Origin of the sequence: Streptomyces drozdowiczii, assembly GCF_026167665.1 — a bacterium.
GTDB lineage: Bacteria > Actinomycetota > Actinomycetes > Streptomycetales > Streptomycetaceae > Streptomyces > Streptomyces drozdowiczii_A.
On the sequence record NZ_CP098740.1, the window covers coordinates 7,072,673 to 7,085,871 of the forward strand.

The window sequence follows — 13,199 nt, forward strand, 5'->3', positions numbered from 1 at the left end:
CAACGGCGTCAGCGGTTCCGGCCGACCGTCATCGGCAGCCCGTCCGCCATGCGCAGCGAGAGCATCGCCTCCGGAAGCGCCCTGTGCCCAGGCACGGAGTCGAGGGTCAGGTCCCGGGTGACCAGGGCCGTGACGAACACCGCCTCCATCATCCCGAGGTTGCTGCCCACGCAGTACCGGGGCCCGGCCCCGAACGGGATGTACGCGTAGCGCGGACGGTGGGCGACCCGCTGGGGGTCGAACCGCTCCGGGTCGAACCGCTCGGGGTCCGTCCACAGCCCGGGGTGCCGGTGCAGGATGTACGGGCTGATCAGGACGTCCGCCCCGGCCGACACCTCGTATCCGCCGACGTTGTCCGCCTGCTGGGCGATGCGGGGCAGCACCCAGACCGGCGGGTAGAGGCGCATGACCTCCTGGATGACCATGGTGGTGTAGGACAGCCGGTGCAGGTCGTCCAGGACCGGGGCGCGGTCCCCCAGGATCTCCCGGGCCTCCTGGCGGACCTTCTCCCGGACCTCGGGGTGCCGGTCGAGCAGGTGGAAGGTCCACCCCAGCGTGCTGGCGGTCGTCTCGTGCCCGGCGAGCAGCAGGGTCACCAGCTCGTCGCGCAGCTGCTCCGGGGCGCCGTCGACGCTCTCGGACTCGGCCGCCGCCAGGATCATCCTGGCCAGCGCGTCGTCGGGCGCCGCTCCCCCGGTCATCCGGCCGCGCCGGTCGGCGATCAGGGCGTCGGCGATCCGGTGCAGCTCGCGGCGGGCGGTGCGGAACCGGCGCTGCCGGGGCAGCGGCAGCCACGCGGGCACCTTGTCCATCGTCACCATGTCGAACATGGCCTGGTCCTGCACCGCCTCGAAGGCGTGGGCCACCTCGCCGTAGCCGTCGAGACCGGTGTCCAGGAGGGTGCGGCCGAGGACGCCCAGGGTCAGCTGGGTGACCATGTGCATGATGTTCACGGGGGCCGCGCCCTCGTGCTGGGCGAGGAGCGCGACGAACTTCTCCGCCTCCTCCGCCACGGTCTCGGCCTGCTGGGCGATCCGGGCCGGCTTGAACGCGGGCTGGACGGTCCGGCGTTGCTTGCGCCAGACCGGGCCCTCGCTGGTCAGCAGGCCGTCGCCGAGGGCGCGGCGGGCCTGCACCAGGCCGATGCCCTTGTGGTAGTTGTCGCTGTTGTCGGCCAGGACGTGTTTGGCGTAGTCGGGATGGTTGAAGATGTAGAGCTTCTTCGGGCCGATGGCGACGCGGACCGCGTCGCCCAGGGCCGCCGCGTCCCGCATCAGGCCGAGGCGGTCCGTGGCCAGTTTGCGCAGCAGTCCCGGGAGGGCGGAGACCGGGGGTTCGGCCGGCCGGGCGGTCATGCCGCCTCGCGTTCTTCGGCCAGGCCCCGGAAGCGCCCGCCCCGGAAGACCAGGGTGTCGGCGGCCGGGGCCCGCTTGCGCGCGGCGACGACCCGGCCGATGAAGATGGTGTGGTCGCCGCCGTCGTAGACCTCCTGGCGCACGCACTCGAAGTGCGCGTCGGCCCCGGCGATCAGCGGGGCGCCGGTGGCCCGGCCCGGCTCCCACCCGACCGTCGCGAACTGGCTGAGCCCCGAGGGCCGGGTGGGGTCCGCGAAGTGCCGGGCGACGTCCTCCTGCCCGGCCGCCAGTACGGAGACCGAGAAGTCCTCCGCGCCGGTGAGGCTGCCGTGCATGACGGCCTCCTTGCCGACGCAGACCAGGACGAGCGGGGGGTCGAGGGAGAGGGCGGTGAACGAGTTGGCGGTCATGCCCCGCCAGCTGCTGCCGCCGACGGTGACGACGGACACCCCGGTGGCGAAGGCTCCGAAGGCGCCGCGCAGCTGGCGGGTGTCGGTGAGGTCGACGTCCTCCGCGGTGCGGGTGGTTACCAGGCTCATGCGGAACTCCCAGCCGGTGTCGAGAGGATGGACGGGCTGATCCCGGCGACGCGTTCCCGGCCGCGGGCGACCAGGACCTCCTCGCCGTGCGCCCCCTGCTTGTACTGGTGGTAGGTCAGCTCCAGCTCTCCGGGCGCGGTCCCGGTGACCCGGACCCGGACGAGCACGGCGTCACCGGGCTCGGTCTCGGTCAGGGCCTCGCAGTCCATCTCCCGGGTGCCCAGGGGTGCGGCGGGGGCCGCCGTCCGTTCCAGGGCCAGTTCGCGGCACTGCTCCTGGCGCAGGAGGCAGCCGAGGTAGGAGCCGTCGGCCTCGGCCTCCGTCCCGGTGGCCGTGAACCGGTACTCGTACGTGTCACTCATGGCCCTCGTCCCCCTTTCCGGGCTCCGCCAGGACGGCGAAGACGGCGGGTTCCAGCGAGGTGCGGAGCGCGGTGACGAAGGTGGCGATCTCCAGGTCACCGCTCTTGAAGAGCACCCAGTTGGCTTTGGTCCGCGGGAGCAGCGTCAGGGACGTGGTGGTGAGGTGGCCGGCCTTCTTCAGGCACTCCACCGCGCTCCACACCCGGGTGGCCGCGGTGTCCGGGGCCTCGCCCGTCGTCCGCGCCACCAGTTCGGCCAGTGGGGCGTGGTCGCCCAGGAGGCCGGCCCAGTCCTTCTCCGTGCGTACGCAGACCGGCTCGACGTCGCACGCGACGGCGGTGTCGGACACGGTCGCCAGGGTGAGGTTCATGCCGTGCGCGGCGGAGACGTGCCGCCCGCCGGCGAGTTCGGGCTTCCCGTCGGGCCGGTAGCGCAGCTCGGCGGGTGCGCCCAGCGCGCGCTGCACGGCGGTCAGGGTCGCGGCCCGGCGGCTCCTGGTCACCTTCTTGGTCCTGGTCGCCACGGCTCCGGGCCCGGGGGCGTCGCCCTCGTCGTCCGGGTCGGGTTCGACCACGACCGCGATGCTCGCGCCGAGGACGTCCTCCAGCGAACGCTCCAGGTAGGAGCCGAGGAGCGCCGGCGGCCAGGGCCCGGCGCCGTCGTTCTTGCGTACGGCGTGCAGGGTGAGCCCGTCCCACCGCTCGACCACGGTGCCGTCCGGGGTGCGTACGGCGATGTCGTATATGTACGTGTCACCGTCCCGGGACCGTTCGGTGGCGCAGTAGCGCAGCTCGTCCAGGTCGCCGGGGAGCTGTGCGGCGGTGAGCGGTGTCAGGCGCTCGATGCCGGATGGCAGCAGGGTGGCGTCCGGGACGCAGACCTGGTTGCCGTGCATGAGCGCGTCGCGCATGCCGGGGTCGGCGAGCAGCAGGGTCGCGGGGAGGTAGCCGGCGAACCAGCCGCCGGTGCCCGCCAGGGTGAGGTCGGCGTCGACGTCCCGGGCGGCGGCGCGGTGGTAGCGGCGCAGCCGCTGGAAGCGGGTGCCCTGGAAGAGCACGCTCCCGTACAGGTCGGCGTCGGGGTCCAGCGGCACCGGGCCGAGCGGCGCGGTGCTGACGTCGGGCCGTCCTTCCGCCGGGGGTGTCGTCGTGTGGACCACGCGGGCCCGGAAGTGCTCGGCGGCGTAACCGGTCTCCTTGGTGAAGACGGCGACGTCGACGGTGTCGGGTCCGGTGACGGTGGCGGCGATCCGGATGTGCGCGGAGCCGTCCGGCGGGACGACGATCGGCCGGCTGAACCGCACGTCCTCCAGGACGGGTGTGCCGGTCCGGCCGGTGGCCGCGAAGGCGACCTGGGTCATGGCCTCCATGCCCATGACGGCGGGCATCAGCAGGTTGCCGTCGAGGTGGTGGTCGGCGAGATAGGGGTCGGAGCCGACGTTGAGTTCCGCCTCGGTGACCAGTTCGACGCCGTGGTAGCGGATGAGCGGGGTGGCGGTGAACCGCAGCAGCGGCAGCGGCGGCTGGTGGCGGCGGACCGTGGAGATGCCCTCGGTACGGCCGCTGACGACGGAGACGACGGGCGCGTCCGGGTCGGTGATGAGGCGCAGCAGGATCTCCACGCCCTGCTCGGGCGAGACGGGGGCGATGCCCTCGCGGGACAGCGTCTCCACGACGGAGAGCTTCTCGCCCATGCCGACGCCGGACCAGACGGACCACTCCACGCACCGGGCCCGCAGCCCCGGGTGGTCCCGGGCGACGCTCTCGGTGAGGTCGGCCAGCCACTCGTTGGCGGTGGCGTAGTGCGCCTCGCCCCGCAGGCCGGCCCGGCCGATGATGCTGCCGAAGGTGACGAGGAGCTTGAGGTTCTCCGCGCCGACCGCGTCCAGGACGTGCCGGAGGCCGTCGACCTTGGGCGCGAAGGTGCGCCGGAGGTCGTCGCGCCGCAGCGTGGTCAGCGGGGCGGGTTCGTTGCGCCCGGCACCGTGCAGCAGACCGGTGACGGGGCCGAGCCGCCCGGTCAGCTCCGCGAGGGCCGCCCGGACCTGGGCGGGGTCGGTGACGTCCGCACGCGCGTAGTGCACGGCCACGCCGCCGTCCGCCATCCGGGCGAGGTTCGCGCCGAGTTCGGCGTCCGCCTCCGCGTCGGACCGTCCCATGACGGCCAGGGCCGCCCCGGTCTCGCGGGCGATGGCGAGGGCGCACTCGGCGGAGATGCCCTTGCCGCCGCCGGTGACCAGGAGGACGTCGGAGGCGCCGATCGGCGGGTCGTTGTGCTCGGCGCGGATGGGCAGGGCCCGCAGCGTCGGCACCCGGCGCACGCCGTCCTCGCCGTAGTGGGCCTCGGAGAACCGGACGGCGCCCCGGGTGGCGGCGACCTCCGCGAGGACCCGTTCGACCAGGTGCTCGCCGGGCGGGGTGTGCACGATGGTGACGCGGAGCCGGGGCTCCTCCTGGGCGAGCGTCTTGACGAGGCCGGCGGCGCCGCGCCCCGACTGGACGAGGACGCAGCGCAGTTCGGCGTCCTGGGAGGCGACGGCGAGGGCCGTCTTCGCCCCGTCGAGCGCGTGCTGAAGGGCCTCCTCGGAGCACTGCCCGGGGAGCCGTATGAGGATGCCGGGACCGTACGGGGACGCCTGGAGCGCGGTGCGGATCTCCTCGGCCCCGGTGTCCCCGGCGTCGGCGAACAGCTGCCAGGTGCTGGTGCCCTCCCCGGCGCGCGGGGCGGCGGGCAGCGGCAGTTCCTCGGGGCCACGGAGAAGGCGCGGGCCCAGGGCGCGGCACCGGTGACGACCGGGCCCGCCGCGTCCGGCGCGTCGGCCGTGGCGGCCAGCTCCTCCAGCGCCTCGGCGAGGAGCCGTACGGAGGCGGTCGCGAAGTTGGTCGGCATCCGGGCGGCGGCGAGGCCCAGTTGGGTGGCCGCCTGGTTGACGATCTGGCCCACCGTGATGGAGCTGAGGTGCAGGTCGTCCAGGAGGCTGGTCTCGGGGCCGACGAGCTCGACCGGGAGTTCGGCGCGCTCGGCCACCAGGGCGGTGAGCACCTCCAGGACGGACCGGCCGGCGTCCGCGCCGCCGCCCTCGCCCGCCGCGCCGGTGTCCGCCGGGGCGGCGGCCGGGGCGACGGCGGGCAGGTCCAGGAGGGGGGCCTGCTCGCAGGGGCTGGACAGGAACGTCCGGGTGGCGCCGATCTCCAGCGGCCGGGTGAGCCGGTGCCGGAACAGGCGCTCGTGGGCGACGGGCGCCCCGCTGACCCAGGCGGCAGCCACGACGCGCAGCAGCGAGCGGACGGACTCGTCGTCGGTGTTCAGGGCGACGGCGGGGATGCCCGTGGCGTTGCCGGCCAGTCCGGAGAGCACCCGGCCCGGGCCGACCTCGACGAACAGGTCGACGTCCCCGGCCGCCCGGGCCACGGCCTGGGAGAACCGGACGGGGGCGGTGATCTGACGGCGGAGCAGGTCCGGGACGGAGGTGTCCGGGGTGAGTTCGTCGCCGGTGACCGTGGAGATCACCCGGCGTCCGGGGGCCGGGTGCGCCCGGCCGTCCAGCCAGCTGCCGAAGGACTCGGCGGCGGGGGCGACGAGGGGCGAGTGGAAGGCGTGCGAGACCGGCAGCCGGGTGCAGGGGACGCTCTCCTCGGCGGCGCGGGCGGCCAGCGCCTCGATGGCGTCGACCGGTCCCGCGACGACGGTCTGGGCCGGGCCGTTGTAGCCGGAGACGACGACGGGGAGGCCCTGGGCCAGGCGTTCGGCGGTCTCGGGTCCGGCGGCCAGGGAGGCCATGGTGCCCGAGGCGCTGTGGTCGGCCATGGCCCGGCCGCGTACCCGGGCCGTCTCCAGGAGCTGGGCGTCGGTCAGGGAGCCCGCCCAGTGCAGGGCGGAGAGTTCGCCGAGGCTGTGGCCGACCGCGAGTCCGGCCTCGATGCCGAGGGAGTCCAGGACCTTCAGCCCGGCCAGCGAGCCGGTGGCGATGCGCGGCTGGGCCGTCTCGGTGGCCGTCATGTCGCCCGTGGTGGGCAGGGCGGCGGTGGCGTACGCCTCGGCGGCCTCCGGGAAGCGGCGGGCCAGGGCGCCGCCGGTGGTGCTGGTGCCCGATCCCTGGCCGGGGAAGAGGAAGCCGATGCGGGGCTCGTCGGCCGCGTGGCCCAGGAAGGTGTTCCCGTCCGCCGCGAAGGCCGTCTCGCGTCCGTCGCGCTGGTCCACGGCGGTGATCAGGCGGCGCAGCTGCCGTTCGGCGTCCTCGGGTGAGGTGACGACGGCGGCGGCCCGCCAGGGCAGGTCGCGCAGCTCGCGCTGGAGGAGGGCGGCGAGGTCGGTGATCTGGCCGTAGGAGAGCCGGATCGTCTCGTCGGCGGCCCGGGTGAGGCGTTCGCGCAGTTCGCCGGGCGAGTCCGCGTCGAAGAGCAGGACCTCGGCGTCCTGGAGCGAGCCGGCGAGGTCGAGGGAGCGGCGGGCCAGCGGCTTGCGCTGCTGCGGCTCGGGCCTGTCGAGGGCGATGTGGGTGTTGATGCCGCCGAAGCCCATCGCGGTGACGCCGGCGCGCAGCGGGGCGTCCTCGGGCCAGGGTTCCGCGACGCGCAGCGCCCGGAGGTTGGCGTCGTCGGCGGTGAGCAGGTCGTGCGGGTCGGTGCAGCCGATGGTGGGCGGCAGCATGCGCGCGTCGAGGGCGAGCGCCGCCTTGATCAGGCCGGCGACGCCGGCCGCGGCCTTGGTGTGGCCGATCATGCCCTTGATCGAGGTGATGACCGCGGAGCCGGGCTCGGCGCCGGCCCGGGCCCGGAATTCGCCGAGCGAGGTGAGTTCGGTGGCGTCGCCGACCTCGGTGCCGGTGCCGTGGCCCTCGAAGAGCGGCACGGTCTCGATGCCGAAGCCGGCCTGTTCGTACGCGCGCCGCAGGGCGAGCTGGTAGCCGCTGACCTCCGGGCGGGTGATGCCGCCCTGGCCGTCGGAGGAGATGCCCCAGCCGGCGATGGTGGCGTAGATGCGGTGGCCGCCGGCGAGCGCGTCCTCCTCCCGCATGAGGACGACCATGCCGCAGCCCTCGCCGGGCCAGAAGCCGTTGGAGCCCTGGTCGTAGAGGCGCATCTCGCCGCGTGCGAGGGCGCCCGTCTTGGCGAAGCCGATGACCTCGAAGGGGTCGATGGACAGGTCGACGCCGCCGGCGACGGCGATGTCCGTGACGCCGCTGAGCAGGGAGGCACTGGCGGTCGTGACGGCCAGCAGGGAGGAGGAGCAGGCGCCGTCGACGGTGTATCCGCCGCCGTTGAGGTCGAAGTAGTTGCAGATGCGCCCGGCGATGGTGTTGGCGAGGCCGCCGGCGAGGGTGTCCTCGTCGGTGGGCGGGAACGGCCGCTTGTAGTCCTCCTCCATCCCGGCGGCGAACTCGGCGATCCGTTCGTCCTCCCAGCCGAGGTCCTTGAGCGCCCCGGTCAGCACCCGTCGTACGTAGGGCCAGCGCAGCCGCATCACGTTGGCGCGGGAGAACTCGCCGGTGAGGGTGTTGCCGATGACGACGCCCGTGGTCTCGCGGGGCAGCCCGGCCGCGTCGGGGAAGCCGGCGTCGGCGAGGGCGCGGCCCGCGGTGTCCAGGGCCAGCCAGTGGGTGAGGTCGGTGGACCGGTAGGTGCTGCCGGCGGTCCGGTGGGCGACGCGGTCGAACTCGTAGTTCTCCAGGAGCGCCGCCGTACGGGAGTAGAAGCGGTCGGGGGCCGCGGGGTCGGGGTCGTAGTAGTCCTCCAGACGCATGCGCTCGTCCGGGAGCCTGCGGAAGGCGCGGCGGCCGGCGACGGCGTTGTCCCACAGTTCGCGGGGGAGGCGGCGTCGGGGTACCGGCACGCCATGCCGACGATGGCGATCCTGCTCATGCGGGCACCGACTCCTTCTGTTCGCCGGGCGAGGTGCCGTCGAGGGGGGCGACGGCCGCGGGGCGGAGCGGAACGACGGGGGACACGCCCTGCGGCTGCGCGGCGGTGTTCCGGTCGGCGGTGTAGTGGATCCACCACAGGTAGCCGCCGCGGATCAGGCAGACGAGCGCGGTGGCGAAGAAGATGCCGTAGGCGATGTGCAGGGCCGTCAGGAGGCCGTACATCGCGGCCACTCCGCCGCCGAAGGCGATCTGGGCGGGCCGCTTGGACGGCGAGGTGCCCGGGTCGGTGATCATGTAGTTGGTGAAGAGGACGAAGGCGGTGCCGGTCATCATGCCCAGGGCCGCCGGGATGGAGGTCCCGAAGATCAGGCCGCGCACGATGGCCTGGAGGGCGAACCCGCCGACCCAGGCGGCGATCAGCGGCATGCGGTTCGTGAGCTTGGCGTTGAGCATGGTGCCGAGCACGATGATGATGCCGGGCAGGACCCAGTCGGCGGGCCCGTAGAGGTACTCGGTGAAGTGGTACGGCGGGGCGATGCTGGCCCACGGGAACAGCATCAGGATGACCGCGATGCCGAAGTTCGACGGGTTCATGAAGTGGCGCATCCGGCCGCGCAGCGGGGCGCGCAGCACCCATTTGGTGCCGACCGCGACGATCACGCCGAAGACCATGACCCAGATCCGGTCGTTGACGTAGGTCAGCATGTTCACGGCCAGGCCGGTGATGTGCGAGGGGAGCAGGAACTGCATCAGTCCGCGCGGGCCGCCGCCGAGGAAGCGGGCCCTGCGGCCCTCGACCCGGGCGCTGACGGCCTCCAGGGCGATCTCCAGGAGGTATGCCGTCGCCAGGGCGACCAGCGGCCAGGTCCACGCCTGTTCGAAGCCGAGGACGGTGTAGCCGAGGATGTTGAGCACCGAGATGGAGATGGCGAACCTGGTCAGCGCCTTGATGACCTTGGCGTCGTGCCGGGGGGCGTTCTGCGTGTTGATCGGGGTGGGGGTCTGCTGGTCGGTCATGGTCACTTCTCCTTGGCCGTGACGCCGAGCTGGAGGCAGTGCCAGCCGGGGTTCAGCTGAAGGTCCTGGTGGTGTACCTGGCCGGAGCGGTCGCGCCAGACGAGGTTGACCCGGAGCGGTCCGTCCGGCTGGTCGCCCAGTCCGATGTGGATGTCGCTGCTGCGGCGCCCGGAGTGCCCGCCGCCGCCGTCGACGCGGCCGACGCGCACGCTGCCGTCGGAGCGGGTGACCGTGGCCTGGGCGCCGACGACGGGCGAGCCGTTGGCGTCGACCAGCTTGAGCCCGAGGTAGTCGCCCGGGTTCTTGCTGGTGTTGCTGTAGAAGACGGGTTCGCCCCACTGGCGGGCGACGGCCATGTCGAGCCGGCCGTCCCCGTCGACGTCACCGGTGGCGACGCCCCGGGTGGGCACCGGCACGGCGAGGCCGAGCGCGGGGGCCAGGTTGGCGTAGGAGCCGTCCGGGCTCTTGGAGAACAGGTGCAGCGCCTGGTCGCCGGCCAGGTCGTCGCCCTCGCGCAGGTTGGGCCACCACATCGGGTGGCGCACCAGGGCGTCGTTGGCGGTGGCGAGCTCCTGGAGCTGCGGCCAGCGGTTGGTCTTGCCCTTGACGAAGCCGGTGGCCTGCGCGATCTCCAGGTCGCCGTTGTTGTCGAAGTCGCCGGTCTTCACGTCCCAGCCCCAGCCGGACCACGCCAGGTTGAGCGGGGCGCTGTGGTCGGTGAAGGGGGCGACGCCGTCGCGCAGCTTGGCGCGTACGTCCTTCTGGTCGCGGGCGGAGTCGAGGAAGGCGAAGTTCGACTCCTGGATGCCGAACGACGTGGTGATGTTCGAGACGAACGCGTCGTACAGGCCGTCGTTGTCGAGGTCGCCGAAGTCGATGCCCATGCCCTTGAAGGAGCTGCGGCCCATCTGCTTGGACTTCGGGATGGTCGAGCTGTACGCGGACTTCACCTCGGCGAACCGGATCTTTCCGGGGCGGGAGACGTTGTAGAGCAGGGCGGAGGTGCCGAAGTCGTGGCCGAGGTACAGCTCGGGGAGCTGGTCGCCGTCGAGGTCGTTGGCGGAGGCGGCCAGGGTCCAGCCGTGGCTGATGCCGGAGGGGATGGCCCCCTTGACCTCGCTGTAGCCGTTCTCGGTCCAGCGGAAGATGTGGGAGCCGCCGCCGTTCTGGGCGTGCGACAGGGAGTCGTTCATGGTGACCCCGCCGTCCTTGGACGGGTCGAGGACGGGGCTGTCGGGGAAGTAGTTCCCGATGAGGATGTCGTTGTGGCCGTCACCGTCGAAGTCCGCGAAGGCGGCGGTGTTGGAGTTCCACAGCGGGCCGTTGTACGTCGTGCCGCCGGCGCCCGGGACGAGTTCGACGGGGGTGAAGCCGTCGGGGCTCATCTTCGTGAGGTCCTGGCCGGCGCCCCGCTTGCCCTGGAAGATCACCGGCGTACGGCCCCAGTAGGTGACCAGGAGGTCGGTGACGCCGTCCTCGTTGAAGTCGCCGGGGGTGCAGCCCATCGGGGCCATGGTCTTGCTGGTCGGCAGCGGGGCCGGGTCCAGCACGAACGGCTCGTAGGCGGGGCTGGTGCGGTTCGGGGAGGGGGCCGGTGTCACGACGACCTGGTCGATGCGCGGGTCGGTGACGCACAGGTCGTTGGGCAGCGAGTCGCCGTCGATGTCGTTCATGGCGATGCCGGCGCCGACGGAGGAGATCCAGGCGTCGATGTGCTCGTACGCCTTGTTGACCTTGCGGATGGTCTGCTGCTTGTAGCCGGCGGGCATCGCGATGGACTCGGCCTTGAAGGTGAAGTGCGAGGCCATGGCACTCTTGTCGGCCGCGCTGGAGACGGGCAGGCGCACCGCGTAGAAGGTGCCCACCATCAGGGCGAGGGCGACAACACCGGGCGCCTGCTTCCGCAACCAGATCCGTGGGTGGGTCATGAGAGGGCATCTTTCTGCGTGAGGGGAAGGGCGGTGAGCCGGCCGGCGATCTGCTGCCGCCAGGTCTCGTACGCGGGTTCGCCGGACGGTCCGGTGGTGGCGCGGGCGTCCTCGCCGGGCATGAGGTCGGTGCAGATCCGGGCCGCCTCCGCGGGGGTCCGGCCGCAGAGCACGCGCGCGGCGAGGTGGGTGTGGCCGATGGTCAGACCGGCCTTCTCCCGGGCCTCGGCGGCGAAGGCGGCGCCCTGGGCGAGCTGGGGGAGGTGCGGGCCGGACTGCTCGGCGAAGCGCCGGAGTTCGTCCTCGCCGACGCTGCCCGCGTAGGTGGCGGCGAGGCCGGCGCCGGCGTACATGTCCGCGTGCCGGTGTTCGGCGTAGGAGCGGATGAGCCCGGTGACGACGTCGGGGTCGGTGCCGCCGACGAACCAGAGGGCGCGTCCGATGCCCTGGTCGATCGCCCGCAGGCTGTAGTCCGCGGGGCCGCCCGCCCAGGTGAAGGGGTGGACGCGGGCCGGGTCGCGCACATAGGCGTCGGTGCGGAAGTACGCCTGGTGGAAGCCGTAGCCGTCCAGGATCAGCCAGCGCAGCAGCGGGTCGGTGCGGGTCACGTCGGGCCACAGGAAGCGCGGGAGCCGGGCCATCGCCCAGCCGATGCCGACGTACACCATGTAGATGTGGTGCTGCCCCTGCCCGGCCAGGAGGCCGTCGAGCCGCTTGGTGCTGCCGGCGAGCGAGTCGAGCATGACGGCGCCCATGCCGGCGCCCTCGTACGCGAATCCGCGGTACTGCTCGTCGATGGTTTCGAGGCGTTCCTCCGCTTCGGCGGACGACCGCGCCTCGACCACGTACGCGTATCCGTCGAGGAACGTTTTACCGATCGTTTCCAGCTGGTTCTTCGACGCCGCATCCTTCACGTTGAATCCGCGAACGTCCATTCTGGTCGCCGACACATTCGGCGTGAGAATCCTGCGCCTCGCCGCGCGAAGAATTTTTGACACAGTGAAGACCGTCCCTCGTCGTCATTTCCGCGATCGCATCCGATGTCTTCGGCTTTCCGGAAAAAGTGCCTTCCGCAGCCGATCCGTGTCCACTCCGGGAATGCTCAGCCGGTGTTCACGGGAAGTTTTCCGCGTACCGATTCCCGCCACAGCTCATAGGCGGGCAGCGTGCCGTCGCCGGATTCCACCGCGCAGTCGTCGGCGAGTGCGGCCGCGTCCTCGACGGACAGGCCCGCGAGTTCGCGTACGGCGATACGGGTGTGCTCGGGGACGACGCCGGAGTGGTGCCGGGCCTTGCCGGCGAAGACCGAGCCCTGCGCCACCTGCGGCGCGTACTCCCCGGCCAGCCGGCGCAGGGCGGCCAGGTCCTCGGCGTGGGAGGAGCCGGCGAAGGTGGCCGCGAGTCCGACCCCGCTCCACAGGTCGGCGTGGCGGGCGGAGGCGAAGCGGCGGACGGCCGCGTCGACGTGCTCGGTGTGCGCGCCGTGGATGAACCACAGCGCCCGGCCGATGCCCTGGTCCACGGCGCGCGGGAAGTAGCCGGCGTCGCCCTGCCAGGGGTAGGCGGCGGGGGTGTGCTGCGCGTCGATGTGCCGGGCGGTGTCGAAGTACGCCTTGTCGAAGCCGTATCCGTCCACGGCCAGCCAGCTCATCTGCGGGTAGAGCGGGGGTCCTTCGGCGCTGTCCGAGAGGTCGGGGAGGACCTTCTTCCACAGCGGCCGCGGCAGCCGGGCCATGGCGAACCCGATGCCGATGTAGTTCAGGAAGATGTGCGGGGCGCCGGGGCCGCGCAGCAGGTCGAGGGTCCGGTGGCCCTTCCCGGGGCCCATGGCGTCGCGCACGACGCAGGCCATGGTCGCGCCCTCGTAGGCGAAGCCCTGGAGCTCCGGGTCGACCAGGGCGAGATGGCGCTCGGTCTCCTTCGGGTCGCCGGCCTCGATGGCCCACTCGAACCCGCAGACGACCGCCTGCGGAATGGTCTCGAGGGCGCGTGTCTGCGCCGTCTCCTCGACGGGAAAACCTCGTCGGGCGAAGGTCACTTCGTCCAGGGACGGCGCCATGAGAATCCGGCGCAGTGCTCCCACAGCCGTCACGATCAGCCTCCTTCGGACCGCCACGGGAGGCGGTGGAGGCTTC

The 13,199-nt window shown here is 72.8% G+C and carries 7 protein-coding genes and 1 pseudogene; all 8 read right to left on the bottom strand.

Annotation, left to right across the window (positions count from 1 at the left end):
* Nucleotides 1–8: 8 nt before the first annotated feature.
* The 8 genes and pseudogenes from NEH16_RS31900 to NEH16_RS31935 all read right to left on the bottom strand — a co-directional run bounded on the left by NEH16_RS31900 (nucleotide 9) and on the right by NEH16_RS31935 (nucleotide 13,159).
* Nucleotides 9–1,355, bottom strand: coding sequence for a cytochrome P450 (locus NEH16_RS31900; RefSeq protein WP_073969470.1), 1,347 nt, complete (start codon nucleotides 1,353–1,355; stop codon nucleotides 9–11).
* Nucleotides 1,352–1,894, bottom strand: a complete 543-nt coding sequence (locus NEH16_RS31905; protein WP_073969471.1) for a flavin reductase family protein — start codon at nucleotides 1,892–1,894, stop codon at nucleotides 1,352–1,354. Before NEH16_RS31905 ends, NEH16_RS31900 begins: the two co-directional genes overlap by 4 nt.
* Nucleotides 1,891–2,256 (bottom strand): hypothetical protein, encoded by a 366-nt coding sequence (locus tag NEH16_RS31910; RefSeq protein WP_265546604.1) that lies wholly within the window; start codon nucleotides 2,254–2,256, stop codon nucleotides 1,891–1,893. The genes NEH16_RS31905 and NEH16_RS31910 overlap by 4 nt, the downstream gene beginning before the upstream one ends.
* A pseudogene (locus tag NEH16_RS31915) lies at nucleotides 2,249–8,117 on the bottom strand (type I polyketide synthase). Before NEH16_RS31915 ends, NEH16_RS31910 begins: the two are co-directional and overlap by 8 nt.
* Complete coding sequence (locus NEH16_RS31920; RefSeq protein WP_265546606.1) at nucleotides 8,114–9,136, bottom strand: enediyne biosynthesis protein; 1,023 nt, start codon at nucleotides 9,134–9,136, stop codon at nucleotides 8,114–8,116. The pseudogene NEH16_RS31915 and the gene NEH16_RS31920 overlap by 4 nt, the downstream one beginning before the upstream one ends.
* Nucleotides 9,137–9,138: 2 nt before the next feature.
* The gene (locus NEH16_RS31925) at nucleotides 9,139–11,064 is read right to left on the bottom strand and encodes an FG-GAP repeat domain-containing protein (RefSeq protein WP_265546608.1); all 1,926 of its coding nucleotides are present in this window, start codon (nucleotides 11,062–11,064) and stop codon (nucleotides 9,139–9,141) included.
* Complete coding sequence (locus NEH16_RS31930; RefSeq protein ID WP_265546610.1) at nucleotides 11,061–12,062, bottom strand: DUF1702 family protein; 1,002 nt, start codon at nucleotides 12,060–12,062, stop codon at nucleotides 11,061–11,063. Before NEH16_RS31930 ends, NEH16_RS31925 begins: the two co-directional genes overlap by 4 nt.
* A 104-nt stretch (nucleotides 12,063–12,166) precedes the next feature.
* Nucleotides 12,167–13,159: a DUF1702 family protein gene (locus tag NEH16_RS31935; protein WP_265547469.1), complete on the bottom strand. Its 993-nt coding sequence runs from the start codon at nucleotides 13,157–13,159 to the stop codon at nucleotides 12,167–12,169.
* Between the last annotated feature and the right edge of the window lie 40 nt (nucleotides 13,160–13,199).

Bases quoted from the DNA above. Each gene is read 5' to 3' on its own strand.
- NEH16_RS31900 (WP_073969470.1), bottom strand. From the start codon at position 1,355: ATGACCGCCCGGCCGGCCGAACCCCCGGTCTCCGCCCTCCCGGGACTG.
- NEH16_RS31910 (WP_265546604.1), bottom strand. From the start codon at position 2,256: ATGAGTGACACGTACGAGTACCGGTTCACGGCCACCGGGACGGAGGCC.
- NEH16_RS31905 (WP_073969471.1), bottom strand. From the start codon at position 1,894: ATGAGCCTGGTAACCACCCGCACCGCGGAGGACGTCGACCTCACCGAC.
- NEH16_RS31925 (WP_265546608.1), bottom strand. From the start codon at position 11,064: ATGACCCACCCACGGATCTGGTTGCGGAAGCAGGCGCCCGGTGTTGTC.
- NEH16_RS31920 (WP_265546606.1), bottom strand. From the start codon at position 9,136: ATGACCGACCAGCAGACCCCCACCCCGATCAACACGCAGAACGCCCCC.